23 protein-coding genes are annotated in these 24,835 nt (G+C 69.5%); 12 read left to right on the forward strand and 11 right to left on the reverse strand.

Annotated features, from left to right (window positions below; translation table 11 throughout):
* The first annotated feature begins 7 nt into the window (after nt 1–7).
* On the forward strand, nt 8–1,252 hold the full coding sequence (locus G6N61_RS17460) for an MFS transporter (RefSeq protein ID WP_163919655.1): 1,245 nt from the start codon (nt 8–10) through the stop codon (nt 1,250–1,252).
* 296 nt (nt 1,253–1,548) lie between these two features.
* On the forward strand, nt 1,549–2,169 hold the full coding sequence (locus tag G6N61_RS17465) for a TetR/AcrR family transcriptional regulator (protein WP_235887162.1): 621 nt from the start codon (nt 1,549–1,551) through the stop codon (nt 2,167–2,169).
* Nucleotides 2,170–2,172: 3 nt separating this feature from the next.
* Here G6N61_RS17465 and G6N61_RS17470 read toward each other — a convergent pair whose 3' ends face one another.
* Together G6N61_RS17470 and G6N61_RS17475 are read right to left on the reverse strand one after the other, a co-directional pair.
* A complete protein-coding gene (locus G6N61_RS17470) occupies nt 2,173–2,694 on the reverse strand; it encodes a dihydrofolate reductase family protein (RefSeq protein WP_163919656.1) in 522 nt (173 codons plus the stop codon).
* Between the two features lies 1 nt (nt 2,695).
* Nucleotides 2,696–3,619, reverse strand: a complete 924-nt coding sequence (locus G6N61_RS17475) for a helix-turn-helix domain-containing protein (protein WP_407666491.1) — start codon at nt 3,617–3,619, stop codon at nt 2,696–2,698.
* A gap of 85 nt (nt 3,620–3,704) precedes the next feature.
* On the opposite strand from G6N61_RS17475, the gene G6N61_RS17480 reads away from it, so the two are divergent.
* The gene (locus tag G6N61_RS17480; RefSeq protein ID WP_163919658.1) at nt 3,705–4,871 is read left to right on the forward strand and encodes an acyl-CoA dehydrogenase family protein; all 1,167 of its coding nucleotides are present in this window, start codon (nt 3,705–3,707) and stop codon (nt 4,869–4,871) included.
* Nucleotides 4,868–5,902, forward strand: a complete 1,035-nt coding sequence (locus G6N61_RS17485; protein WP_163919659.1) for an acyl-CoA dehydrogenase family protein — start codon at nt 4,868–4,870, stop codon at nt 5,900–5,902. The genes G6N61_RS17480 and G6N61_RS17485 overlap by 4 nt, the downstream gene beginning before the upstream one ends.
* Before the next feature lies 1 nt (nt 5,903).
* Here G6N61_RS17485 and G6N61_RS17490 read toward each other — a convergent pair whose 3' ends face one another.
* Nucleotides 5,904–6,737 carry an arylamine N-acetyltransferase family protein gene (locus tag G6N61_RS17490; protein WP_163919660.1) on the reverse strand — a complete coding sequence of 278 codons (834 nt, stop codon included), beginning with the start codon at nt 6,735–6,737 and terminating at the stop codon, nt 5,904–5,906.
* 114 nt (nt 6,738–6,851) lie between these two features.
* Here G6N61_RS17490 and G6N61_RS17495 point away from each other — a divergent pair, with 114 nt between their 5' ends.
* The 4 genes from G6N61_RS17495 (at nt 6,852) to G6N61_RS17510 (ending at nt 11,165) form a co-directional block, all read left to right on the forward strand.
* A complete protein-coding gene (locus G6N61_RS17495; RefSeq protein WP_235887163.1) occupies nt 6,852–7,340 on the forward strand; it encodes a hypothetical protein in 489 nt (162 codons plus the stop codon).
* A gap of 176 nt (nt 7,341–7,516) precedes the next feature.
* Nucleotides 7,517–8,257, forward strand: coding sequence for a lysophospholipid acyltransferase family protein (locus G6N61_RS17500; protein ID WP_163924900.1), 741 nt, complete (start codon nt 7,517–7,519; stop codon nt 8,255–8,257).
* A gap of 69 nt (nt 8,258–8,326) precedes the next feature.
* Nucleotides 8,327–9,922: an acyl-CoA ligase FadD12 gene (fadD12, locus tag G6N61_RS17505; RefSeq protein ID WP_276077916.1), complete on the forward strand. Its 1,596-nt coding sequence runs from the start codon at nt 8,327–8,329 to the stop codon at nt 9,920–9,922.
* Entirely contained in the window at nt 9,906–11,165 is a 1,260-nt protein-coding gene (locus G6N61_RS17510) for an alpha/beta hydrolase (protein WP_163924901.1), read from the forward strand. The genes fadD12 and G6N61_RS17510 overlap by 17 nt, the downstream gene beginning before the upstream one ends.
* 9 nt (nt 11,166–11,174) lie before the next feature.
* Here G6N61_RS17510 and G6N61_RS17515 read toward each other — a convergent pair whose 3' ends face one another.
* Complete coding sequence (locus G6N61_RS17515) at nt 11,175–12,593, reverse strand: WS/DGAT/MGAT family O-acyltransferase (protein ID WP_163919662.1); 1,419 nt, start codon at nt 12,591–12,593, stop codon at nt 11,175–11,177.
* A 53-nt stretch (nt 12,594–12,646) separates the two neighbouring features.
* Nucleotides 12,647–13,870 carry an alpha/beta hydrolase gene (locus G6N61_RS17520; RefSeq protein ID WP_163919663.1) on the reverse strand — a complete coding sequence of 408 codons (1,224 nt, stop codon included), beginning with the start codon at nt 13,868–13,870 and terminating at the stop codon, nt 12,647–12,649.
* 134 nt (nt 13,871–14,004) lie between these two features.
* Here G6N61_RS17520 and G6N61_RS17525 point away from each other — a divergent pair, with 134 nt between their 5' ends.
* Together G6N61_RS17525 and G6N61_RS17530 are read left to right on the forward strand one after the other, a co-directional pair.
* Nucleotides 14,005–16,188, forward strand: coding sequence for an acyl-CoA dehydrogenase family protein (locus tag G6N61_RS17525; protein ID WP_163919664.1), 2,184 nt, complete (start codon nt 14,005–14,007; stop codon nt 16,186–16,188).
* 148 nt (nt 16,189–16,336) lie between these two features.
* Entirely contained in the window at nt 16,337–17,647 is a 1,311-nt protein-coding gene (locus G6N61_RS17530; RefSeq protein ID WP_163919665.1) for a septum formation family protein, read from the forward strand.
* Between the two features lie 85 nt (nt 17,648–17,732).
* Here G6N61_RS17530 and G6N61_RS17535 read toward each other — a convergent pair whose 3' ends face one another.
* The 6 genes from G6N61_RS17535 to G6N61_RS17560 are packed head-to-tail and all read right to left on the reverse strand — an operon-like array spanning nt 17,733 to nt 23,475.
* Nucleotides 17,733–18,530, reverse strand: coding sequence for an ABC transporter permease (locus G6N61_RS17535; protein WP_163919666.1), 798 nt, complete (start codon nt 18,528–18,530; stop codon nt 17,733–17,735).
* Nucleotides 18,505–19,419, reverse strand: a complete 915-nt coding sequence (locus G6N61_RS17540; RefSeq protein WP_163919667.1) for a 2-aminoethylphosphonate ABC transporter permease subunit — start codon at nt 19,417–19,419, stop codon at nt 18,505–18,507. Before G6N61_RS17540 ends, G6N61_RS17535 begins: the two co-directional genes overlap by 26 nt.
* Nucleotides 19,416–20,588 carry an ABC transporter ATP-binding protein gene (locus G6N61_RS17545; RefSeq protein ID WP_170314474.1) on the reverse strand — a complete coding sequence of 391 codons (1,173 nt, stop codon included), beginning with the start codon at nt 20,586–20,588 and terminating at the stop codon, nt 19,416–19,418. The genes G6N61_RS17540 and G6N61_RS17545 overlap by 4 nt, the downstream gene beginning before the upstream one ends.
* 1 nt (nt 20,589) lies before the next feature.
* The gene (locus G6N61_RS17550) at nt 20,590–21,645 is read right to left on the reverse strand and encodes a 2-aminoethylphosphonate ABC transporter substrate-binding protein (protein WP_163919669.1); all 1,056 of its coding nucleotides are present in this window, start codon (nt 21,643–21,645) and stop codon (nt 20,590–20,592) included.
* 2 nt (nt 21,646–21,647) lie between these two features.
* Entirely contained in the window at nt 21,648–22,349 is a 702-nt protein-coding gene (locus G6N61_RS17555; RefSeq protein WP_163919670.1) for a phosphonatase-like hydrolase, read from the reverse strand.
* A gap of 10 nt (nt 22,350–22,359) precedes the next feature.
* A complete protein-coding gene (locus G6N61_RS17560) occupies nt 22,360–23,475 on the reverse strand; it encodes a TIGR03364 family FAD-dependent oxidoreductase (RefSeq protein WP_163919671.1) in 1,116 nt (371 codons plus the stop codon).
* 109 nt (nt 23,476–23,584) lie between these two features.
* On the opposite strand from G6N61_RS17560, the gene G6N61_RS17565 reads away from it, so the two are divergent.
* A complete protein-coding gene (locus G6N61_RS17565; RefSeq protein WP_163919672.1) occupies nt 23,585–24,100 on the forward strand; it encodes an HD family phosphohydrolase in 516 nt (171 codons plus the stop codon).
* An 8-nt stretch (nt 24,101–24,108) separates the two neighbouring features.
* Entirely contained in the window at nt 24,109–24,804 is a 696-nt protein-coding gene (locus G6N61_RS17570) for a GntR family transcriptional regulator (protein WP_163919673.1), read from the forward strand.
* Nucleotides 24,805–24,835: the final 31 nt, after the last annotated feature.

The raw sequence follows: 24,835 nt of genomic DNA on the forward strand, positions 1-24,835 counted from the left end.
GCCGTCCATGCCGTTCGTCGCCGTGGCCTACCTTGGCTCACACTTCCTGAGCGTGCTCGGAAACGGGATCGCCGCCGTCGCACTTCCGCTGATCGTGCTCCAGACCACCGGCAGTCCGCTCAGCGTCGGGGCCGTATCGGCCGCGACCGCCGTTCCTGCGCTGCTCGTCGGGTTGTGCGCCGGCATCGTGCTCGACCGCGTCAACCGTCGCACCTGCTCCATGCTCGCCGATGCCGTGTCGGCCGGCGCCATTGCCGCCATCCCGCTGGTCGACGTGTTCTGGGGTCTCAACACGGGGTGGTTCATCGCCCTCGCAATCGCCGGTTCGTTCGGCGACGTGCCGGGAATGACCGCCCGGCAGGTATTGGTCCCGGCGGTGGCCCGGCACACCGGCGTGTCACTGGAGCGGTTGGTGGGTCTACGCCAGTCGATGACCTCGATGGCGCTGGTCATCGGACCCGCGACAGCAGGCACGTTGCTCTCGCTGTTCGACGGCAGCACCGTCCTGCTCGCCACTGCAGCCACCTCGGCTGCCGCTGCCGCCCTGACCATCGTCATGCCGCGTCGCCTCGGCGCCGTCGACACCGCGCCCGACCAGCGACAGCCGCTGCCGACACAGTTGACGGCGGGGGTCGCGGCCCTGCGCCACAACGGATTCCTCGCCGGCACGGTAGCTCTCACGGTTGGTGTTGTATTCGTCATCGGGGGGCTGCAGGGCCTGGTGTTACCGCTCTATTTCAGCCTGCTCGCCCGACCGGACCTCCTCGGATTCGTCCTGACCTCGTTGGCGATCGGAATGCTTTGCGGAACCGGTACTTTCGCCACCTTTGGGGCGCGGCTCCCGCGTCGACTCTGGATGACCTCCGCCTTGCTCGGGACGACGGTGGGTTTCCTGCTGATCGCCACGCTGACCTCGCCGGCAGTGGTATTCGCCGGTGCGGCCCTGTTCGGTGTGGCCAACGCCATCCTGGGAGCCGTGGTGGGCGTATTGCAGGCCGAACGCATACCGGGTCCGGTGCGCGGTCGGGTACTCAGCGTGCAGAATGCCTGCCTGCAGGTCGCAGGGCCCGCCGGCATCGGCCTCGCCGGAGTCGTCGCCCATGTCGGTTCACCCGTCGCCGCGGGACTCGCCGTCGTCGCCATCTGGCTCGTGGTCGCAACCGTCCTGGCTGCGTCCCGGGTATTCATGGATCTCGAGCCGGACGCCGACGCGGGTTCGAGTGCCAAAACCTCGTGCAGGTTCGTCGAATGACTGCCTTCTATGCAAGAAACCATAATCCGGCCGCCGCCGCCGTTTGTCCGCACAACCCGCTTCACCTGCCGTTCGTCGCACGGTCGGTGTAATCCGGAATACAAGCGCTACATCGGTGTGTTGTCGGTTCTATGCTGGACGGCATACGACGAGGAGCGCCCCATGTGGACCGTTGAAGTGAACGTTCTCGGACTCCGGTTCACGCGCACCGTGTCGCGTCCCGGTTCACCGAAGACCTACCCCAGTCGGGTCCACAGCCGGCTCAACCAACTACTCCGCCCGGGCATCGCTGCCTGATGCAGCCCCGTTCGGGCACCCCGACGAAACGGGGCGCCACCCGCACCAAGATGCTCCACAGCGCGGTCGACGTGTTGCGTGAGCGCGGCGCCGCAGGCGTGACCATCGACGAAGTTCTGACGCGCAGCGGCGCGCCGCGCGGATCGGTGTACTACCACTTCCCCGACGGTCGCAACCAGATCCTCACCGAGGCCCTTCGGATGGCCGGAGACTCGATCACCACGCTCATCGACGAGGCCGTCGCCAAGGGTGGCATCGCGCTGATTCGCACGTTCATCGAGTTCTGGGACCGCAGCCTGGTAGACGACGACTTCGCCGCCGGGTGCCCAGTGATGGCGGCCGCGATCGGCTCGGGTGACGACGAGCCCGACCTCGTCGGTGTTGCAGGCACCGTGTTCGGTCACTGGCGTGATGCGCTGGCGCGCGCGTTCGTGGCCGATGGCCTCGAGAGCGCCGACGCCGAATCGCTGGCGATCACCAGCATCGCCGCGCTGGAAGGCGCGGTCGTGCTCTGCCGCTCCCTGCGCAGCACGAAACCGTTGCACGACGTCGCCGAGCAGATCGAATTCTTGATCAGAGCAAGGGAATTCGTGAATCGCTTCGGCGTCCCCTCGCAGTAGCCGCTACGCCGCGACCCAGCGGGCGCAGACGAATTCTCCGTTCACGGCCGAGTCCGCCAGCTTCCACTCCGAGCGCACCGGCAGCACACGTGCTCCGCTTCCCAGTGAGCACGGCGCGTAGGTCACGATCATCTGGTCGACGAGTCCCGCGGCGGTGAACTGGGCGGCCACCTGTCCCCCTCCGACCAGCCAGACGTCCTTGCCGTCGGCTGCCAACCGAATATGGGGGTAGACGTCGGTGATCTCGCCGGAGAACGTGTGCACCGGGTGCTCCTCGGCGACGATCTCGGGCCGGGTGGTCAGCACCCACGATGGCTGGTCGTACATCCACGGCCCGGGGTGGTTCTTCAGAATCCACTCGTAGGTGGCCGATCCCATCACCAGTGCGCCGATGTTCGTCATGAACGCGTCGACGCCGAACGGACCGTCGGGATCGTGCTGGCGGGACGTCAGCCAGTCCAGGCTGTCGTGTTCGTCGACGACGAAGCCGTCGAGGCTCGATGCGGTGAAGTACACGCATGCCATGTCAATTTCCTCTCATCCAGTCCAGTGGGTCACCGCGGTCGGCCAGTACGCCGTGGCGGGCGAGCATGCTGCGAGCGAGTTCTCGCCGGTGCGCCGAATAGGTCAGGACGTGCGCGACGATGCCGTAGAGCTGGAACGACTCGGGCGGGTCGCACAGCGCGTCGATCACGGTGTCGCCCAGTCGTCCTCGCTCGGCGTGATCGGCGATCATCGCCGTCCACCTGGCGGCGACGGAGCGGTGATCCTCGGCGAGTTCGGCGGCGCTCCCGACCGGTCCGCGCTCGGGCTGGTCGGCACCCTCGATGCTCGCCAGCCAGACCCGTTTGGTCCACACCACGGCCCCCAGCACCGCAGCCACGCTGGGTTCCTCGCCGTCCCAGTCGAGCACCACCTGACCGGGCGAGAGCTGTTCCGCCCATTGTCCTTCGGTGAGTTCGGCGGACCTGTCGATCAGGTACTGCGTGTCGGCGACGTCGTGCGCCACCATCAGCTGCGACACGTCGGGCGGTTTCGCGTCTCCAGTGTCGCTCAGCCACAACGATTCCGGGGGATGAAAGTGCAGGCCGTTGGGTGCGGTCAGCCAGAAGTCCACGTCGGCGGCCTGCGACGGCGGCACCCCGTAGGAGCGTCTGAACGCCCGGGAGAACACCTCCGGCGACGACCAACCCTCGTCGGCGGCCACCGCCGCCACGCCCTCCCCACGCTGCAGCCGCCACGCCGCCCGCTCGAGCATCACCCGTCGGCGTAGCGCGGCCGGCGGCTCACCGGTGAGCCTGCTGACCTGACGGGAGAAGTGGAACTCCGATGCGAAGCTACTGCGCGCCATCTCCGCGACGTCGGCGTTGCCGGAGTCGACGACGGCGTCGAGCAGTTCCCTGAGACGGTCCCGTCGGCGAGGGCCACTGGGTTGATCGCTCACAGTGATCGAGTATGGCCGCGGGGCCGGTCGGTGCACATGATCTTTCCTGCTCCGTCGGAGCACCTGCGCGCTGCCAGTACGGTGGGGCTCAGTGACCGAATTCGACGCGCTGTGTGCCAATGACGACGACCTCGCCGAACTGCGTTCCGCGGTGCGGTCCTTCCTCGCTGCCGACCGGGCGGCGCACGGCTGGGAGCCCGCCGTGGACTGCTGGCTGTCGAAGTGGGATACCGGCTTCAGCATCCGGCTCGCCGAGGCGGGTTTCATCGGCCTCACCATCCCCGCGGAGTACGGCGGACGGGCGCCGGCCAACGGCACGGGATACCTGCACCGCTACGTCGTGACCGAGGAGCTGCTCGCCCACGGCGCCCCAGTCGGTGCGCACTGGATCGCCGACCGCCAGGTCGCACCCGGGCTGCTGGCCTACGGCACCGAAGAGCAGCGCAAGCGGCTGCTGCCCCGCATCGCCGAGGGCCGCCTCTACTCGGCGATCGGGATGAGCGAGCACGCCGCAGGGTCGGACCTCGCCGCCGTCAGCACGCGAGCCACCCGCACCGACGACGGAGGCTGGCTGCTCAACGGCACCAAGGTCTGGACCAGCGGCGCGCACGAAGCCCACCAGATCGTGGTGCTCGCGCGCACCAGCCCGCTCGACCCCGACCACAGGCATGCGGGCTTCAGCCAGTTCATCGTCCCCACCGACCTCCCCGGCGTGACGATCGATCCGATCGTGCTGATGAACGGCGAGCACCACTTCAACGAGGTGCTGTTCACCGACGTCGCACTCACCGACGCCGACGTCCTCGGCGAGATCGGCGACGGCTGGCACCAGGTCACCTCCGAGCTGGGCTTCGAACGCAGCGGGCCGGAACGCATCCTGTCCACCGCGACCCTGCTGTTCGAGATCGTCCGGGCGCTGGGACGCTGCGGGACCGACGACCGCACCGCCGCCGAGGTGGGCGACCTGATCGCACGGATGATCTCGCTGCGCCAACTGTCGGCGTCGGTGGCGCGGGCGCTGACCGACGGGCAGGACGCGAACACCCGGGCGGCCATGGTCAAGGACCTCGGCACCCGGTTCGAGCAGGTTTCCGTCGAGATCGCCGCAGACCTCATCGACGCCGTCGAGGGCCCCGAGGCCGAACCGCTGCGCGCGATGCTGGCCACCGCGCGCGTGCACTCGCCGCTGTTCACGCTGCGCGGCGGCACCAACGAGGTGCTTCGCGGCATCGTGGCGAAGGGTGCTGGCAAGGCATGAGCACGAACTCGGACGTCGACCAGGAACTGCGTCAACTCGTCGACGACATCGGCCGTCGCTCCCTCGACGCGCGACCGTCGACGCCGACGGTTCCCGAGACCGTCGACGACGAGGCGTGGCGGGCGCTCGAGGAGACCGGGCTGGCCCGCCTCCTGAGCGGTGGTGACGCGGGGCCCACCGAGGTGGCGGTCGTGCTGCACGGGCTCGCCCGCCACAGCGTCGCTGCGCCGCTGCCCGAGACCGACGTGCTGGCCGGGTGGCTGGCCGGCGCCGCTGACCTGTCCGTCCCCGCGGACGGTCCGATGACGGTCGCCATGGGTTCGGGATCCGTCGCCGACGGACGGCTGGTCGGGATTGCGGCCTCGGTGCCATGGCCGCCGGTGCCCACCGTGCTGCTGGCCGCCCGTACCGACGACGCGACGTATGCCGCCGTGCTGCCGGATGCAGCCATCGACGTCACGGCCAACCTCGCCGGGGAACCGCGCGGCACAATCGAATTCGACGTCGCCATCGATGACGCTGTGCGCCTGCCGGTGACCGTCCACGACGAGCTGATGCGCCGCGGCGCGTGGGCGCGCTGCGTCCAGATGGTCGGCGCCTTCGACGCCGCTGCCGCGCTGACCGCGACGCACGTCCGCGAACGCACGCAGTTTGGCCGCCCGCTGGCCGCGTTCCAGGCCGTGCAGCACGCGCTGGCGGGGCTGCTCGGCGAAGTCGAAGGCGCCCGCGCCGTCACGGCTTTGGCGACCGCCGCAGTCGCCGACTACGGCTTCGGCGGCGCGCAGGCCGACTACGCGGTGACGGCGGCGAAGATCGCCGTCGGCCGGGCGGTCACCCCCGTAACCACCACCGCACACCAGCTGCACGGCGCGATCGGCGTGACCATCGAGCACCGGCTGTGGCTGGCGACGATGCGCGCCCGCAGCTGGTCCGACGAGTTCGGCACCGCCGGTGTGCACGCCCGTCGCCTCGGGCGTCTCGCGTTGAGCGGCGATCCCTGGGATCTAGTCGTCGGGCGCGTCGAGGTCTGACTCAGGAGTCGAGCACCTGCTTGACGCGGGCCTCGACGACACTGCGGTCCCCCAGGTCGTCGAGGTCGACACCGAAGCGTTCGCCGAGCTGGTCGAGGACCTCGCTCGCCGACTCGAGCCGGATCTTCTCGCTGCCGTCGGCTCGGTGGATCGCCAGGTTACGGCCGCGCAGGTTGTAGCGGGCGTCGTCGGTGACCAGGGCCGCGGACAGTCCGACCACGAAGACCGACGCGGGATGCGTTGAGACGTACCAGCTTCCGACCTCCAGGTCGATGCGCGGCTGCGGCCGGGTGCCGAAGGCGTAGAGCGGCTGCCACTCGCCGCGCACCTGCGCCTGTAGGATCAGCTGCTCGTCATCGGCCGCCACGATGCGGTAGGGCTCGTGCCGGGTCTGCTGGACCGGCCCTGCTTCGAGGCGGATGGGCGACGTGAGCGTCTGCCCGCCGAAGCCGACGTCGACCAGGAACGGCCCGTCCTCCCCAGGCACGGTCACCGACAGCACGTTGTGGGTCATCGCGGGCAGCGGCGCGTCGGGGGCCGACATCCACACCACCCTGCCTGCGAGATGTTCGACGCCGTAGCCGAGCGCCTCGAGCACGTAACCCATCAGGCCGTTGTGCTCGTAGCAGTAGCCGCCCCGCCTGCGGTCGACCAGTTTGTCGGTCAGCACGGGTGCGCCCAGGTCGTCGACCGGGACGCCCAGCAACGGGTCGAGATTCTCGAACGGGATCGTCCGGCCGTGCCCGGCGACCAGCGCGTGCAGCGTCTCCAGAGTCGGATCCACGGGTCCGACGTGGCCGATCCGGTCGAGGTATGCGCCTGTCTCGAGTGTCATGACTCCATGGTGCGACCTCAACGCGGGTTGAGGTCAACACCCCGGCGGAGGCCGCCGACCTGCACTCGCCTGCCGGTTTGTGCGCTGGCAGGACCCTCACAGCACAATGGATGCATGGGCAAGATGACGTATGCGCTAGTCACGGCTGCGACGGCGCTGGCAATCGCCAACCCGGCGGTGGCCTCGGCAGCCCCGGATGGCGGCTCGGGCAAGACCCTGGTGCCGCTCCTCAGCAACTACAAGTCGTGCGACTTCATCGAGTCGAACTGGGTCGACGCGCGGGGCTACGGCCGCGGCACCGCCCACGTCAGTTCGACGGGGTCGACCGTGTCGGCAGACGTCGACCTGGCGACCGGCCAGCCCAACACGCACTACGACGTCCGGATCATCCAGCTCCCGCGGCCGTCCATCGGCTGCGCGCCCGGCGCCCCTGGCGTGATCACCGGCAGCTTGCAGACCGACGGCATCGGCGCCGGCAGGACCACGCTCTCGGGCCCCGTCCAAGAGGGCGCCACCGGCGCGTGGATCATCATGCAGCGGCCCGCGCAGTTCTCGCAGACTCCGGCGGAGTTCTACACCTCGGAGTTCGTCGCCAAGATCTGAGCGACCCGAGCGGGCCAAAACCACCCATTTGGCCTGCCACGACACCCCCGCTACCATGGAAACTAGAACACGTTCCAATTCCAGCAGGGGGATCCGTGGGCGCGAACGACGTCGAACCGACCGAGGTCACATCGACAGGGATAACCAAGTGGGATCCGGGCCTCACCGAAAAGGTGATGGGCTGGATCCGACCACTGATCAAGGGCTACCACCGCGCTGAGGTGCGGGGTCTCGACAACGTGCCGCCCGGCGGCGTGCTCGTCGTGTCGAACCACTCAGGCGGACTGTTCGCCATGGACGTGCCGGTGTTCGCCACCGACTTCTACGCGAAGTACGGCTACGAACGCCCGGTCTACACACTCGGATTCGACCTGCTGTTCGTCGGACCCACCGCCGAGCTGTTCAAGAAGACCGGCTTCATCCCGGCCAACCACGAGAACGCCGACGAGGCCCTGCGGACCGGCGGCGTCGTCATCGTCTTTCCCGGCGGCGACTACGACGTGTACCGACCGACGCTGTCCCGCAACAAGATCGATTTCGGCGGCCGAACCGGCTACATCCGCGCCGCACTCAACGCAGGCGTGCCGATCGTTCCGTCGGTGTCGATCGGCGGCCAGGAGAGCCAGATCTACCTCACCCGCGGCACCGCTCTCGCGAAGACTCTGCGCCTCGACAAGCTGGTGCGCGCGAAGATCCTGCCCGTCTCGATCGGGTTCCCGTTCGGCCTTTCCGCAGTGCTGCCGGTCAACGTGCCCCTTCCGACCAAGATCGTCACGCAAGTGCTGCCGCCCATCGACATCGTCGCGGAGTTCGGCGAGGACCCCGACATCGACGAGGTCGACGCCCACATCCGGCACGTGATGCAAACGGCCCTCGACGAACTCGCGCGAGAACGCCGCCTGCCGGTTCTCGGCTGAGGCGACGGGAGACGACGGACAGTGGCTCTCACCGACCGCCTGACCTCGACCATCGGCCTGGTCACCACGATGGCCCGCGCCGGGGTCATCGCGCCCATGCGACCGGACCGCTATATTCGCGTCGCCGCGGCCATGGCACGCGAGAACATGGGCATCACCTCGGGTTTCGCAGCGGCCGCGCAGCGCTGCCCTGACCGCCCCGGTCTCGTCGACGAGATCGGCACCCTGACGTGGCGCGAGATCGACCAGCGCGCAGACGCTTTGGCGACCGGTCTGCAGGAACTGGCCGGCGGGACGCCTGGCACGGTCGGCATCATGGCTCGCAATCACCGCGGTTTCGTCGAGGCGCTGATCGCCGCCCACCGCATCGGCGCCGACGTCCTGCTGCTCAACACGTCGTTCGCCGGCCCCGCGCTCGCCGAAGTGGTGACGCGCGAGGGTGCCGACGCGATGATCTACGACGAGGAGTTCACCCCGACCGTCGACCGCGCCCTGGCCGACGCACCGGATGCGGTGCGCATCGTGGCGTGGGCAGATGGGGACGAGCACGCCCACACCGTCGAGGGCCTGATCGCCGCCAACCTCGGCCGCACCCCGCAGCGGGCCACCGCCAAGAGCAAGACCATCCTGCTGACGTCGGGCACCACCGGAACGCCCAAGGGCGCCAGCCACTCCGGCGGCGGACCCGACACGCTCAAGGCCATCCTCGACCGCACGCCGTGGCATGCGGAGGAGACCACGGTGATCGTCGCGCCCATGTTCCACGCGTGGGGCTTTTCGCAGCTGGCCTTCGCCGCGTCGATGGCATGCACCATCGTCACGCGGCGCAAGTTCGACCCCGAGGCCACCCTCGCGCTGATCGACACGCACCGGGCGACCGGATTGTGCGTCGTGCCGGTGATGTTCGACCGCATCATGGACCTGCCGCCGGCCGTGCTGGCCCGCTACAGCGGTCGCACGCTGCGCTTCGCCGCGGCATCGGGTTCGCGCATGCGTCCCGACGTGGTCACCGCGTTCATGGACCAGTTTGGCGACGTCATCTACAACAACTACAACGCCACCGAAGCCGGCATGATCGCCACGGCCACACCAGAAGACCTGCGCGCCGCGCCCGACACCGCAGGCCGGCCCGCCGAGGGCACGGACGTCAAGATCCTCGACGCCGAGTTCCGCGAACTGCGCACCGGCGAGGTGGGGTCGATCTACGTGCGCAACTCCACCCAGTTCGACGGCTACACCTCCGGCACCACCAAGGACTTCCACGAGGACTACATGTCCTCGGGCGACGTCGGCTACCTCGACGCCGCAGGCCGTCTGTTCGTCGTGGGCCGCGACGACGAGATGATCGTCTCGGGCGGCGAGAACGTCTACCCCATCGAGGTCGAGAAGACGCTCGCCAACCACCCCGACGTGGCCGAAGCGTCCGTGCTGGGCGTCGACGACGCGGAGTACGGGCAGCGTCTGGCGGCGTTCGTCGTACTGACTCCCGGCGCGTCGGCAACCGCCGATTCGCTCAAGGCCTACGTCCGCGAGAACCTCGCCAACTACAAGGTGCCGCGCTCCATCACGGTCCTGGAAGGTTTGCCACGGGGCAGCACTGGAAAGATTCTCCGTCGTGAGCTTCAAGATCTCCTCGACTCGGACGGCGATGGGTCTCAGACGTAAGCGCAGACGCCCCCGGAGCAGCACCGCCACCGACATCACGTCGTTGGTACGTGCCACCGCAGAAGTACTCAACGCCGCCAACGCCGTACAGCCCCTGGGGCGCGAGGGCTACGTCACCATCCCGGTGTTCTTCCTGGGGTGGCCCACCGGCGAGGCCGCGCCGGTCATAGCCGGTGCCTCGGTGCTCGACGCGCTGCGGCGCGGCATTCGCGGCGACTTCTCCAGCCGCAGCGGTCGAGCCGCGCTGGCGCTCACCGCAGCGTCGTGGGGTCTGCTCGGCTACGTCTACTACCGCAACAAGAAGTCGCAGCCGTCCTTCGAGGAACCGCTGCGCGAGGCCCTCGGTGACGACTACGCCGCCGTGGCCAAGGAGGAGCGGCGCCGTCGGCCCGGCGGCGTGTTGCGCACCTCCTGGGCGCGACGGGCGTACGTCAAGAAGACCGACGTCGTGCGCTACGGGCCGCACCGGGTGAACGTCGCCGACATCTGGCACCGCGCCGACCTGCCCCGCGACGGCAAGGCGCCTGTGCTGCTCCAGGTGCCTGGCGGTGCCTGGGCGATCGGCATGCGCCGGCCGCAGGCCTACCCGCTGATGAGTCATCTCGCCGAGCGCGGCTGGATCTGCGTGTCGATGGCCTACCGGATCAGCCCGCGCAACAGCTGGCCGGCACACATCGTCGACGTCAAGCGCGCGTTGGCCTGGGTCAGGGAGAACATCGCCGACTACGGCGGCGACCCCGAGTCGATCTCGATCACCGGCGGCTCGGCGGGCGGTCACCTCTGCGCGTTGGCGGCGCTCACGCCGAACGAGCCGCAGTGGCAGCCGGGTTTCGAGGACGTGGACACCTCGGTGGTGTGCGCGGTGCCGATCTACGGCCGCTACGACTGGTTCACCGGCGAGGGCTCGGGCCGGCCGGAGTTCCTCTCGATTCTGCAGAAGTTCATCGTCAAGAAGCCGTTCGCGGGCAACCGTCAGCTGTATCTCGACGCCTCGCCCATCACCAGGGTGCGGGCGGACGCGCCGCCGTTCTACGTGCTGCACGGTGAGGACGACTCGATCATCCCGGTCCGAGAGGGGCGCGAATTCGTCGAGGCGCTCAAGGCGGTGTCGAACAATCCCGTCGTCTACAGCGAGATCCCGCACGCACAGCACGCGTTCGACTTCTTCGGCTCGCCGCACGGCGACTACACGGCCCAGGCCGTCGGCCGGTTCCTCGACTGGGTGCGGGCGAAGCGCACCTAGCGGCAGGCGCTACTGCGCCATCGCCGACGGCACGACAGTCAGTTCCTCGGAAAGCCCTGCCGCGCGCCGGATCTCGACGAACGCCGCCACCATGGCGTCGGTGAGTTCGTGGGGGTCTTCGAGTGTGGCGCCGTCGCTGAGCACCGAGATGTTCAGCTGGTCGACGTAGCTCCACACCGTGATGTTCAGGCCGCTGCCGGTGGTCAACGGGCCCACCGAATAGATCTCGGTGACCAGTGCGCCACCCACCCGGCCGTGTTCGCGAGGCCCGGGCACGTTCGAGATCGGCAGGTTCAGGACCTTGTTCTGGCCGTCCTTCTCGGCGAGCCAGTGGAACAGCTTCTCGGCGGGTGCCGGTGGGAAGTACGCCGACCAGCGGCTCACCAGCTCCGGGCCCATCAGATGGTGGGTCTCCTTGGCGTCGACGGCAGCGTCGTGCACGGCCCGTACCCGCTCCAGCGGATCGTCGAGCTGGATGGGCACCACCATCATGACACCGGTGAAGTAGTTGCCCGACAACCGTTCTCGGGAAAAGTCGAAACTGACCGGAACCGAGGCCAGCAGCGGATGGTCGGCGTGACCGTCGTACTTCAGCGACAGTTCGCGCAGCGCTCCCGCCGAGATCGCGAGCACCATGTCGTTGATCGTGACGTCGAGATGCTTACCGGTCTGCTTCACGTCGGCCAGCGCCAACGTGGCGGTGGCGAACTTGCGTTGGGCGTCGACGCGGTGATTCATGAACGACGGCGGTGGGGTGAAGGGACGCGTGAGTTCTGGGGACAACTTCTTGTCGCTCTTGCGCACCCGGCTCAGTCCCTGGGCGGTGTACTGCACGACGCCGGGAAACCGCCGGATCTGGCGGAGGTGATCGAAGAACGCGGTACGCACGAGTTCGGGCTTCTCCGGCGGCGGGTCGGTGGCATACGAGTCGCGGTCGGCCTGCGGGTCGGCCGAGAGGTCCATGCCGCGCGCCAACAGGTTCGCCGAGGCGACGCCGTCTGCGAGCGCGTGGTGGATCTTGCCCAGGACGGCGATCCGGCCGTTGGCGAGGCCCTCGATGAAGTACATCTCCCACAGCGGGCGGCTGCGATCCAGTGCGGTGCTGGCGATCTCTCCGATGGCGGCGTCGAGTTCGCGGCGGCCGCCGGGGCTCGCGACCCGGTACGACCGCACGTGGTACTCGAGATCGACCTCGCAGTTCTCCCGCCACATGGGGTGGTGAAACTTGAACGGGATGTCGACGAGTTCGTAGCGGAACGGATCGAGTTTGTAGAGCCTGCCGTGGATGACCTGACGGAACTCGTCGATGCCGAACTGACGGCCCTTCAGCTCCGATATGTCGATCACCGCGAGCTTCAGGGTGTGCATGTGCACGGTGGGCGTCTCGCTGTACAGCAGCACCGCGTCCCACCCGCTGAGCCTCTTCATCGGCTGCCTGCCTCGGACCGATGAGCGCTTGTGCTGGGAGCCATGACGCGAGGCTATATAACCTGCTTGTCGCCCATCACCGAATGGTTGCGATGAACCTGGTTGAGGAACAGGCCGATTGCCGTCGCCATGGGTCCGGTGCGCGCGCCGTCGGTCATGTCGAAGCCGTGGCCTGCGCCAGGCAGCTCGACGTAGCTCACCACCGAAAGCGAAACCCGCTTGAGCTTCTCGACGAAGTCCCGCGCCTGCTTCACCGGTATCACCGTGTCGCCGGAGCCGTGCACCACCAGGAACGGCGGCGCGTCGGAGTGCACGCGGGCCAGCGGCGACGCCTTGCGGAACACCTCGGGGTGCTTGTCGATCTTGCGGTTGACCACAACGCGCTCGAGGAAGTCGACGAAGCGCGCGCGCTCGACCGTCGAACGGTCCTCCCAGCAGTACCGGCCGTAGATGCCGATGACGGCGTCCACCGAGGTGTCGGAACCCTCGGGCAGGTCGGCCTGCATCTCGGGGTCGTTGGCGGTCAGGCCGGCCAGCGCGGCCAGGTGGCCACCGGCCGACGTGCCGGAGATGGCCACGAAGTTGCGGTCGCCGCCGAACTTGTCGACGTTGGCCCGCGCCCATGCGATGGCCGTCTTCACGTCGGTGATGTGTTGCGGCCAGCGGTTGTTCGGGGCGACGCGGTAGTCGATGGACAGGCACACCCAGCCCATCTCGGCGAGGTGGGACATCAGCGCGTAGCCCTGCAGGATCCGGCTGCCGTGCACCCATGCTCCACCGGGAAGGAAGATCAGGACGGGCGCGGGCTGCGCGGGCAGCTCCTTGGGACGCCACACGTCGAGCACCTGGCTGGGGTGATCGCCGTAGCGCACCGAACTCCGGTACACGTTTCGGCGGTGCTCCAGCGCCTTCCACACCGGCGGGGTGCGGTCGGGCTCCGGCCATTCGGTGTCGAGTGCCTCGGTGTTGACCACGCCGCGAAGCGCAGCCTGAGCGACGGCGTTGGCCTGATCGCGCTCCTGCTTCTTGGCCTCGCCGATGCCGGGGGTGAACCAGGACTTCGCGGCCGCGGAGACGAACTCGGGCATGACTCGCACGCCCCAGATGCTCATGGCCGTCATGCCGCCGAGGGGTTCGAGATGCTTGCCCACCACCGGGAGCGACGTCGCGCCCACGCTCATGGCCAGCAGATAGTCCGATGGACCGGCCTCCATCAACCAGCGGAGGCGGGTGGTCATCGTCGGGCCTGGGTACCGGACATCCGGTCGCGCCGTCATTGCGCGACCATACCCCCGGTTAGCCGTTGGCAAACGACAACTCCGTCAACTTGTCTACCCATCGCGCGCTGACCTGCAATCTGTGAACCACATCACAGCCTGTGCAACCGCCCAACGGTGGTTAGGTCGAGCCCGTGGGCACCTCAGCGCTAGCCATCACCGACGATCACCGCGACCTCGCCGATTCGGCATCGGGCCAGCTCAGACGCCTCGACAGCCGCTCGCTCGCTCGCGCAACCCTCGACGGCGGCTCGAAGCATCCCGAGCAGCTCTGGCAGGCGGCGGCCGAACTCGGCTGGCAGGGCCTGGCCCTGTCCGAGGAGTTCGGTGGCTCCGGGGTAACGCTCGCCGAACTGGCGGTGGTGCTCGAGGTGCAGGGCCGTGAACTGTGCCCGGGCCCGTTCCTCTCGAGCGTGGCCGCAGCGGTGGTGATCGATCGGTTTGCCTCCGAAGAAGTTCGCACGCAACTGCTTCCGGGCCTGGCGGACGGGTCCACCGTCGCGGCGCTCGGCCTGTCCGGCACGTTGGTCGTCGGCACGTTGGTCGTCGGCACCGACTCCACGGTGACCGGCTCGAGCCCAGCGGTGCTGGGCGCCCTCGACGCCGGGCTGTTCGTACTGGTCGCGGGGGAGGACGTGGTGATCGTCGACGCCTCGGCCGACGGCGTGGCGGTGACACCGCTCGACGGGCTGGACACCACGCGCAGCATCGGGTCGGTGGAACTGCGCGACGTCCCGGTCGATCCGTCGCGCGTCCTGCGGGGCGCAGCGGTGCGGGCTCGCACGGTGTTCCGCGTGCTGGCCTCAGCCGAGGCGGTCGGGATCAGCTGGGCCGCGTTGGACATGGCCGTCGACTACGCCAAGGTCCGTGAGCAGTTCGGTCGCACCATCGGCACGTTTCAGGCCGTCAAGCACCACGCGGCGAACATGCTGGTCAACGCCGAGCAGACCACTGCGGCGACGTGGGACGCCGCACGCGCCGACGACCTCGACGGTGCATGGTTCCCGGCGGCGGTCGCCGCAGGCCATGCCATCCGCACGCAGATCTTCAACGCGGAGACGAACATTCAGCTGCACGGCGGCATCGGATTCACCTGGGAGCACGACGCCCACCTGTACCTCCGCCGCGCACGCTCGCTGGCCGCGCTGATCGCCGACGCAGGCGATCCACTGCACGACGTGGTGGATGCCCAGCGCCGCGGTGTGGCGCACGGCGCCTCGTTCGCGCTCCCGGAGGAGGCCGAGGTGCACCGCGCCGCGGCACGCGAGGCCGTCACCACCGTTCGGTCACTGCCCGCCGAGCAGCAGCGCGACTTCCTCGTCGACTCCGGCTACCTGGTGCCGCACTGGCCCAAGCCGTGGGGGCGCGAGGCCGACGTCCTCGAGCAGTTGGTGATCGAGGAGGAATTCAAGGACGTCTCGCGGCCGGACATGGGGATCACGGGCTGGGTGACGCTCACGATCGCCCAGGCGGGCAACGACGACCAGCGCGAGCGGTGGGTGGAACCGGTGCTGCGCGGCCAGGTCATGTGGTGCCAGCTCTTCTCCGAGCCGGGCGCCGGCTCGGACGCCGCAGCGGTGCGGACGTCGGCGAAGCGGGTCGAGGGCGGCTGGCGCATCACCGGACAGAAGGTGTGGACGAGCCTGGCCCACGAGTGCCAGTGGGGCCTGGCGACCGTCCGGACCGATCCGGACGCACCGAAGCACGCAGGCGTCACGATGATGGCGATCGACATGAGCGCCGACGGCGTGACCGTCAACCCGTTGCGCGGCCTCACGGGCCACTCGCACTTCAACGAGGTGTTCTTCGACGACGTCTTCGTCCCCGACGGCGACGTCGTTGGCGACGTCAACCGGGGCTGGCTGGTCGCCCGCGCCACGCTGGGCAACGAGCGGATCTCGATCGGCGGAGGCTCGTCGGCGCCGACCGGCTTCACCGTCGACGACGCCGTCGCACTCCTCGACTGCGCGGAGCCCGACGTGGCGGCCGCCAACGCGCGGCGGGTGGGTAAGGCCATCGCCGACTCGCACACCCTCCGGCTGCTGAACCTGCGCCGCGTGACCAGGGCGATCGCAGGTGCGGAACCGGGCCCCGAGGGCAACGTCACGAAGCTCGTCCTCGCCGAGTGGTCACAGCGTCTGACCGAACTCGGCATGGACCTCGCGGGCGCCGCCGCCGTCGTCGGCACGAACCCGATGCTGACGGTCACCTACCTGGGCAACCGCGCGATGACCATCGCAGGCGGCACGTCGGAGATCACCCGGAACACGATCGCCGAGCGGATCCTCGGCCTCCCGCGGGACCCCTTGATCAAGTAACGATCGCGAACCGACCCGAATACGATGCGGCGACCTCGGATAGCGCCCTATAGAGACGTATGCCAGGCTTCTCAATCGTGGCTGCCAAACGCCGCTGCGTCACCGCCCCGGGTGGTGACCGGCCACGAGCACGGTCGCGTGGTCGCCAGTGAAGGACTCAGACCTCCACACCGCGCTGGCCGCGCTCGAACGTCGGCGCGCCCTGTGCTCGGGCACCCAGGCCGAGGCCTCGACCGCGTCGCCGTGTGCCTCCGCGACCGCGCGCACGAACAAACGTGCCGCGCTCGGCCTGGTGCTGATGGCGCTACTGGCCGGTGCAGTCTTCCAGCTCAGCTCGCCCGACTCGGCCGTGCGGAACCTCGCGGGCGGTGACACCCGCGCCGCGAAGGTCTTCGGCAACGCCGAGAGCGGTACGTGCCTGGGCTGGCCACCGGACGAACCCGACAAGCCGTCGTTCGTGCAGTGCAGCAGTGACCACATGTTCGAGGTCGCCAAGTCCGTCGACATGGGGAACTTCGCCGAGCCGTGCCAGCGGGCCGTCAGCGAGTACCTGGGGGCGAAGTACGACCCGAACAGCAAGTTCACGATCAGCGTGCTGTGGGCGGGCGACGCGGAGGCCCCACCCGCCGACCGCAACCTGCTCTGTGGCCTGCAGCTGCTTGGACCCGGCGGCAAGCCCGTTCCATTCAAGGGCACGGTGGCCGAACTGGACCAGTCCAAGGTCTGGCCGCCCGGGACCTGCCTCGGCGTCGACGAAGCGTCGAATCGCCCCACCGATGCACTGGTCGACTGCGCTGAACCGCATGCCGCCGAGGTCGCCGGAGCCGTGAGCCTCGCCGGGCGCTTCCCGGCCGCCTTCCCCGACGAATCCGAGCAGGAGTCGTTCATCCGCGACGAGTGCACGCGGATCGCCGACGCCTACCTCCCGCCGGGCGGTCTCGCCGAGGCCGGGCTGGCCGTCGACTTCATGCCGCTGGCCCGGACGAGCTGGGATGCAGGCAGCCGTCAGGTGTCGTGCAACGTGACTCGGCCCGCCGGGCCCGACTGGACGCCGCTGACCGGTCGCGTCGGGCGGCAGGAGGGCGACGTTCCGCCTGCCGCTCCCCCGCCGCCACCGCCGCCGCCGCCCCCGTCTGCCCCTGCGCCTGCTCCGGTCGAGGCGCCCCCGCCCGTGTACACCGAGCCGCTGGCCCCTGCGCCGGTCGCAGGCCCCGCGGAATCGGTCGCGCCGCCGCCCGCCGAGACACCGCCACCGCCGCCGCCCTCGGAGAGCACGGCACCGCCGCCTCCCTCGGAATCACCCACGCTGGGGCCCCCGCCCGGCCCGCCCGCGTCGGAGATCCCTCCGCCGGCACCGGAGCCGCCACCGGCCAACGTCCTCGAGATCCCCGGGCTGGCGCCGATCACGCTGCCCGGCCCGCCGCCACCGCCTGCGCCTGCACCTGCGCCGCCTGCTTGACGTCGGGCGCGAGTGCCGAGTGGCCACTTAAGCCACGCAATTCGGCGTTTGGCGTGACATAACTGGCCACTCGCCGACCAGCTCCTCAGCGGAGGGCGGCGCGGCCACGGATTCGGCCGAGGAGCACCAGCGCGAGCAGGGTCACCACCAGGAGCACGGTCGTGCACGCCGCGGCCTGGAAGGCCTGGCCGCGGTCGGTAAGCGCGAAGATGCTGACGGGCAACGTCTTCCACGTCGCGGGGTACACCATGACCGTGGCACCCAACTCGCCCATCGACAACGCGACCGCCAACCCCGCTGCCGCACCGAGCGCGGGCAGCAGCAGCGGCAGGGTGATCCGGGTCAGCACACGCAACGGCCCTGCGCCAAGCGATTCCGCGGCCTGACGGTAGGCCGGATCGAGCCGGTCCAGCGCTGCCGACACCGCGCTGAACGCGAACGCGAGCACCAGCACCGCGTGGGCCAGGATGACGATCCACCGCGTCCCACCCAGCAGCAGGGGCTGCTCGTTGAACGCGATCAGCAGGCCGAGTCCGATCGCCACCGACGGCACCGCGATCGGCAGGTGGAACACCCCGTCGACCACCCGCGCCAGCCACGGCGGGCACTCCCGCGCAGCCAGTGCCGCCCACGTCCCGAGCACCAGGGCCACACCGCCCGCCAGGAACGCGGTCTGCAGGCTCACCGACAGACTGGCCAGGCTCTCGCCGGTCAGCGCGTCGTCGAAGTGCTCGAACCCGAGATCCGACGGGACCGCACCGGTCCAGGACCCGGCCAGACCGGCGGCCACCACGGTCGCCAGCGGCGCGACGAACACCACCGCGACGACCAGTCCGAACAACCCGATCAGGATCGCTCTACTTCGCCTGCTCCACAACAACATCCGCCTCACCCCTGCCCTTCATCAGGCGCGCGAACACCACGCGGTACAGCGTGTACAAACCCAGCGACAGCGCGATCTGCACCGTCGCGATCACCGCGGCGCCGGGCAAGTCGAACGTGACGATGCCCCTGGTGTAGATCAGTACCGGCAGCGTGATCACGCCCTTGGCACCGGTGAACAACACGATGCCGAACTCGTTGAGCGTCAACAACAGAACGAGGCTGCCACCCGCGACCAGCGCCGGCCAGGCCTCCGGCAGCACCACCGTGCGCAGCACCCGTAGCGGCGACGCGCCGAGACTGGCCGCCACGTCGAGCTGGGCCCGCGGCAGCACCGAGAACGACGCCAGCAGCGGCCTGACGACGAACGGCGTGAAGAACGTGATCTCGGCGGCGATGACGCCTGCGGGCGTGTAGAGGAAGTTCAGCAGCGGCGACGAACTGCCCGTGAGGCCGCCGATGGCCGCGTTCACCGCGCCGGCCGTGCCGTAGAGGAACGTGAACGCCAGCGTGATCAGGAATGACGGCAGGGCGAGCACCGTGTCGATCAGCCGACCGATGAGCCGCGAACCCGGAAACGGCACGAACGCCAACACGATCGCGAGAAACGTGCCAAGGACGAGGCACCCGAGCGTCGACGCCACGGCGATCGCCACGGTCCGCCACAGTGCGTCCCGGAATGCCTCGGAACCAAGCACGTCGGTCCACGTCGAGAACCCACTCGCGCCCTCGGCGGACAGCGACTCCAGGCACACCCGAACCAGCGGATAGACCACGGCGATCAGGACGATGAGCAGTGGCGGAACCGCCCACCACGCCGCCCACGACCGGGGTGCGCCGGCCCGCGCGTCCCCGGGCGCGTGCTCGGGCGCCTCGAGAGTCGCGGTCACGACGCGGCCGCCACCAGCACGCCGGCGGGCTCGGGGAAGCGGACGCCCACCTCGCTGCCGATCTCGTAGTGCGCGTTGCCCGGTACGTCGACGTCCAACAGCTGGTCGGGCATCGCGCCCACCGACAGCACCAGCCGGGTGCTGGCACCTCGCCAAACGACGGCATTCACGTTGGCGCGCAGCGCATCCCGGTCGCCGAGCGACAAGATGCGCAGAGCGTGCGGCCGAACGCACAACAGTGCCCTGGATCCCGGCGCCCAGTCCGTGCGGCCCACGGTCGGCTGCGGCGCCTCGGTGTTGACGGTCTTGTGCGCGAAGGTCACCAGCGCCGAGGTCCCGATGACGCGGCCCACCGTGCAGGGGATGAGGTTGGCACCGCCGAGGAAGGCCGCGGTGAAACTCGTCGGTGGTCGCCGCCACAGGTTCTCTGCGGTGTCGACGTCCATCAGGCGGGCGTCGTTCATGACCACGATGCGATCGGCGAGGGCGAGCGCCTCGGCCTGGTCGTGCGTCACGTACAGCATCGCAGTATCGGGCAGCGCCTCCTTGAGCCGCTGCAGTTCCGCCAGCATCGACTGCCGCAGTTGGGCATCCAGTGCTGCCAGCGGTTCGTCGAGCAGCAACACCCCTGGCCGGATCGCCAGCGCGCGGGCAATGGCCACGCGCTGCTGCTGCCCGCCTGATAGTTCCCGCGGCAGGCGGCGCCCGTAGTCGGACATGCCCACCATCTCCAGCGCCTCGGCTACCCGCCCCGCGACCTCGGCCCGCGGAACGCGTTGCGACTTCAGGCCGAACGCCACGTTGTCGGCCACGCGCATGTGCGGGAACAGCGCGTAGGACTGCAGCACCACGCCGATCCCCCGGCGGGCAGGCGGCAGGTCGGTGACGTCGCGGCCACCCAACCGGACCGTGCCCGACGTCGGCCGCACGAACCCGGCGAGCGCGTTGAGAGCGGTCGACTTGCCCGACCCGCTGGGGCCGAGCAGGGCGACCGTCTCACCGGCCGCGACGCGCAGGTTGAAGTCGACGAGCGCGTCGGTCGCCTTCTTGCCACGTCCGTACCGCACCCCGACCCTGTCGAAGGTGATTGCAGCACTGGCGGAGTCCTGCGCGGCGCGGGTTCCCGCCGCGCCGCGCGTCCCCGCGCGGCCGACGCCGATGTCGGTCATGTCAGCTACCGGTGGCCTTCTGGTAGGCGGCCAAATCGGCATCGAGGTCGGCGAGCACGGTGTTCCAGTTCGGCACCCACACGTCGACGCCCTTGAGGACGCCCGCCGGGGTATTCGGCTCGGCCGACTGCTGCGCGGCGTCGACGAGTGAGGTCAGCACCGGGATGCCCAACGCCTCGGGTGCCACGGTCTTCTGCACGTCCTCGGAGATCAGGAACGCGAGTAGCTTCTTGGCCGAGTCGGCGTGCGGCGCGCCCTTGGTTACACCCGCGACGTACGGCAGCGAGACGGTCGTCTTCTTGCCATCGGCGGTGGCGGGGATGAAGACCTCGAACTTCGAGCCGTCGTCCTTGATCGAGCCCAGGTTCATCTGCACGTCACCGTTCGCGACGAGCAGTTCGCCGTTGCTGACCTTCGGCTGCAGCTTGCCGGTGGACGACGACGGCCCGACGTTGTTGGCCTGCAACCGGGTCAGGTAGTCCAGCGCACCGGGCTTGCCCATCAGGTGCTGCAGCAGGATCAGCACCGCGGTGCCGTCACCGGCTTGACCGGGCGTGGAGTACTGCAGCTTGCCCTTGAACTCGGGCGCGAGCAGGTCGTCCCACGTGCGGGGCTTCGGGTTGGCGCCCGGGTTCGCGATGAAGCTCAGCGCGTTGTTGACGATCGGCACGTAGCTGGCCTCGGGTCCCACCTGGTCGCTCGGAATGCCTGCCGCGTCGACTCCGCTGGGCTGCAACAATTCCGACTCGGCTGCCCGCTGGATGAACGGGGGCAGCGTGACGAGCAGGTCGGCCTGGGGGTTGGACTGCTCCTTCTCCACGCGCGACACCACCTCGCCCGAGCCGGCCTCGACGAGGTTGACGTTGATGCCGGTGTCCTCGGTGAACTTCTCGAACTGCCCCTCGTACCAGGTGGCGAGCCCGTCGGCGCTGTAGACGGTCAGCGTCTCGCCGCCGCCTGAGCCGGACGAGCCGGTGCCGCCACACGCGGTCAGCGCGACGGCGACCAGGGTCGCCGACATCGCGGCGATGCCGGTGCGCAGTAGTGGTCTCTTCATGGTCAGCCCTTCACGGTGCGGTTGGAGGTGAGGATGAGATCGGCGAACTCGCCGACGTTGGTGACGACGTGAGTCGCACCGGCCGAGCGCAAGTGCTCCTCGTCGTGGGCGCCGGTGAGTGTGCCTGCGGCGACGGCACATCCGGCCCGCAGTGCGCTGTCCACGTCGCTGGTGGTGTCGCCGAGCGCGGCGACGTCGGCTACCGCGTCGACGCCGAGCCGCATCAGCGCGGTCAGGATGAGGTCGGGATAGGGCCTGCCCCGCACGCCGTCACCGGGTGCGAGCGCGAGGTCGGCGATGGTCTGCCAGCCGAGGGCGGCGAGCAGCTTCTCCTGCGTCGCGCCACTGAATCCGGTCGTCAGCGCGACCTGAACACCACCGTCGCGGAGCCGCGTGATGGCCTCGGCCGCACCGTCGATCGGGCGCGCGTGGCCGTCGTCGATCGCCGCGGCGTAGGCGCTCTCGAACGCGGTGTTGGCCTGCTGCGCACGGTCCTCGTCACCGAGCAGTGCCCGGAAGACGGTGATCTTCGACTGCCCCATGGTGTCGAGCACGTACTGCCGGGCCTGCTCGCGCTCGGTACCGTGCTCGGGTAGTCCCACTGCCGTGGCGGCCGCCTCGAACGACCGCACGACCAGGCCGTCGTCGGCGACCGTCGTGCCCGCCATGTCGAGAACGGCCAGTCGAATCAGGTTGTCGGACATCGTGTCTCCTCTACAGTTCCAGCAGGTCGGCGGTCGTCTCGGCGATGGCCGGGCCGAGTGTCATGCCCCTGCCTCCGGGCCCGGTGATCACCCATACGCCGTCGTCGGCGCGGTGCCTGCACGCCAGCAGGCCGGGGTCGACGCACTGGCTGTAGACGCCTGCCCAGCGCCGCCGGATCGGCGGCAGCGGGCGCCCGAGGAACTGCTCGACGAGGTCGGTGAGGTAGGCATACGGCGCTTCGTCGACGTCGAACGCGAACGGCTCGTCGTATTCGTGCGTGTCACCGATGGTGAGCCCGCCGTGCAAGCGCTGCACGCAGAGCAGCTGCATCCGGTGGGCGGCGGCGACGGGGTCCTGCGGTTCGTCGTGGCGCAGCGCGTCGAGCGCCGTACCCGCGAAACCCGGGTAGTACCTGAAGCTGTCGCCGTCGGCGATCGCGGTGGTGAGCGGTTCGTCGAGCGGATCGGTCTGCATCATCTGCAGGCGCACCCGGCGCACCGGCAGGTCACCGGCGACGTCGCGGGTGAGGCCGCCGTGCGCGGCGCCGGGGCACAGGAGCACCACGTCGGCCTCGTGTCTGCCGCCGCGGTCGTCGCGCACCACGCGGCCGGTCACGTCCCTGGCCTCGGTGCCGGGCAACCACCGATACCTGCCGGTGCCGGCCAGGTGGTCGCGGATCGCGGGCATGGCCTGGCGGGACTCGACCGCGGCGTCGAGCGAACAGTGCAGTGCAGCAACGAACTTGCCGCGTAGCGCCGGGTTGAGTGCGCGCGCCCGGTCGGGTTCGACCACCGTGAAACCGCGGGCTTCGGCGTCCGGTCGGGCCGCCACCTCCTCGGCGACGGCGACTTCGCGCGGTGTGCGCAGCAGCGTCAGTGATCCGGCGGGCCGAAAGCCCACGCCAGGAATGTCGGCGCCGATCCGCTCCCACAGTTCCCGGGAACGCAGGGACGCGTCGAGTTCGGTCGAGGACCGCCCGGAGACCCAGACGAGGCCGAAGTTGCGGACGGTTGCGCCGCGGGCCTCGGTCTCGCGGTCGAGATGGGTGACCTCGTGGCCGCGCCGTACGGCCTCCAAGGCATGGGCGGTCCCGAGGATCCCGCCGCCGATGATGGTCACACGCATGAGAAGGAACCTTTCTGGTCGATCACGTCGCCGAACGGAAGGTGCGGTGGTGGCGGCGCGAACAGCAGGTTAACAATTGGTATAGACCAATTCGGGTTACACTTGGGCCATGCGTCCGCTGGAGGAGACCGAGGCCGTACTGCGCTCACTGCGCGGAGTCTGGGACGAGGAAGCCGTCGACGAACTCGACCACGCACTGCAGGCCGCGGCGTGCGCCATGGCCGATGGCGCCGACGACGAACTGGTCCTCGCCGCCGCGCTGCACGACGTCGCACACAGCCCACTGCTGGGCGCCTCGTCCGCACACGACGAAGAGGCCCGCCGGTGGCTCCGCCCCCGATTCGGTGACCGGGTCGCGTGGCTAGCCGGCGCACACGTCGCCGCCAAGCAGTACCTGGTCGCCACCGAACCCGGCTACGCCGCAGGCCTTTCCGAGACGTCGGTGCGCTCGCTCGCGGCGCAGGGCGGCGCCCACGTCGATGAGGGCTTCACCGGCCACGAGTGGTGGCCGGACGCCGTGCGTCTCCGTCGCTACGACGACGCCGCGAAGGATCCCGAGGCGCCGGGCGCGACGATCGCCGAGGTTCTGGACGTAGCGGAACGCGTCCTGGCCGGCAGGGCGTAGGAGTACCCGTGAGCAAGCCCTACCTTATCCGCACCTCGCTGGAGGAACTGCTCGGCGACCTGGTCGAGGGCGATCCGTTCCCTCCGGAGCGTGAACTGGCGGCACGGTTCGGGGTCGCCCGCGAAACCGTGCGCCAGGCGCTGCACGAGCTGCTCGTCGAGGGCCGCATAGAACGTCGCGGCCGCGGCACGGTGGTGGCGAAGTCGAAGCTGACGCAACCACTTTCGTTGCGGTCGTACACCGAGGGTGCGCTACGCATGGGCCGCAAGCCCGGTCGCATCCTGGTCAGCTGGGACGACGTCGCCGCGCCCGCCGATCTCGCGGCAGCGCTCAGTGTCGCCGACGGCGCACCCGTCATGCGGCTGGAGCGCATCCTGCTCGCCGACGGCCAGCGCATCGGCCTGGAGAACACCCATCTGCCCCTGCACCGCTTCGGTGGGTTCAGGGAGACGTTCGATCCGACGACGTCGCTCTACGCTGCGATCCGGGCGACCGGCGTCGAGTTCGGTTCCGCCACCGAACGCATCGAGACCGTGCTGGCGTCACCGCGCGAGGCAGGGCTGCTGGAGTCCACGACCGCGATGCCCATGCTCCGGCTGCACCGTCGCTCGCTCGACACCGACGGCACTCCGATCGAGGTCGTGCACGCGCTGTACCGGGGCGATCGCGTGGCGTTCGAGGCGACTCTCACCGATGGCGACTGAGCGCACGAGATCGGCAGTAGGGTCGGCACGT

The sequence above is a fragment of the Mycolicibacterium arabiense genome (assembly GCF_010731815.2).
Classification (GTDB): Bacteria; Actinomycetota; Actinomycetes; order Mycobacteriales; family Mycobacteriaceae; genus Mycobacterium; species Mycobacterium arabiense.

What these genes read in the sequence shown, in the direction of transcription:
- G6N61_RS17460 (WP_163919655.1), top strand. Translation starts at nt 8, where the DNA reads ATGCCGTTCGTCGCCGTGGCCTACCTTGGCTCACACTTCCTGAGCGTG.
- G6N61_RS17465 (WP_235887162.1), top strand. Translation starts at nt 1,549, where the DNA reads ATGCAGCCCCGTTCGGGCACCCCGACGAAACGGGGCGCCACCCGCACC.
- G6N61_RS17470 (WP_163919656.1), bottom strand. Translation starts at nt 2,694, where the DNA reads ATGGCATGCGTGTACTTCACCGCATCGAGCCTCGACGGCTTCGTCGTC.
- G6N61_RS17485 (WP_163919659.1), top strand. Translation starts at nt 4,868, where the DNA reads ATGAGCACGAACTCGGACGTCGACCAGGAACTGCGTCAACTCGTCGAC.
- G6N61_RS17490 (WP_163919660.1), bottom strand. Translation starts at nt 6,737, where the DNA reads ATGACACTCGAGACAGGCGCATACCTCGACCGGATCGGCCACGTCGGA.
- G6N61_RS17495 (WP_235887163.1), top strand. Translation starts at nt 6,852, where the DNA reads ATGGGCAAGATGACGTATGCGCTAGTCACGGCTGCGACGGCGCTGGCA.
- G6N61_RS17500 (WP_163924900.1), top strand. Translation starts at nt 7,517, where the DNA reads ATGGGCTGGATCCGACCACTGATCAAGGGCTACCACCGCGCTGAGGTG.
- fadD12 (WP_276077916.1), top strand. Translation starts at nt 8,327, where the DNA reads ATGGCCCGCGCCGGGGTCATCGCGCCCATGCGACCGGACCGCTATATT.
- G6N61_RS17510 (WP_163924901.1), top strand. Translation starts at nt 9,906, where the DNA reads ATGGGTCTCAGACGTAAGCGCAGACGCCCCCGGAGCAGCACCGCCACC.
- G6N61_RS17515 (WP_163919662.1), bottom strand. Translation starts at nt 12,593, where the DNA reads ATGAAGAGGCTCAGCGGGTGGGACGCGGTGCTGCTGTACAGCGAGACG.
- G6N61_RS17520 (WP_163919663.1), bottom strand. Translation starts at nt 13,870, where the DNA reads ATGACGGCGCGACCGGATGTCCGGTACCCAGGCCCGACGATGACCACC.
- G6N61_RS17535 (WP_163919666.1), bottom strand. Translation starts at nt 18,530, where the DNA reads ATGTTGTTGTGGAGCAGGCGAAGTAGAGCGATCCTGATCGGGTTGTTC.
- G6N61_RS17545 (WP_170314474.1), bottom strand. Translation starts at nt 20,588, where the DNA reads ATGACCGACATCGGCGTCGGCCGCGCGGGGACGCGCGGCGCGGCGGGA.
- G6N61_RS17550 (WP_163919669.1), bottom strand. Translation starts at nt 21,645, where the DNA reads ATGAAGAGACCACTACTGCGCACCGGCATCGCCGCGATGTCGGCGACC.
- G6N61_RS17555 (WP_163919670.1), bottom strand. Translation starts at nt 22,349, where the DNA reads ATGTCCGACAACCTGATTCGACTGGCCGTTCTCGACATGGCGGGCACG.
- G6N61_RS17560 (WP_163919671.1), bottom strand. Translation starts at nt 23,475, where the DNA reads ATGCGTGTGACCATCATCGGCGGCGGGATCCTCGGGACCGCCCATGCC.
- G6N61_RS17565 (WP_163919672.1), top strand. Translation starts at nt 23,585, where the DNA reads ATGCGTCCGCTGGAGGAGACCGAGGCCGTACTGCGCTCACTGCGCGGA.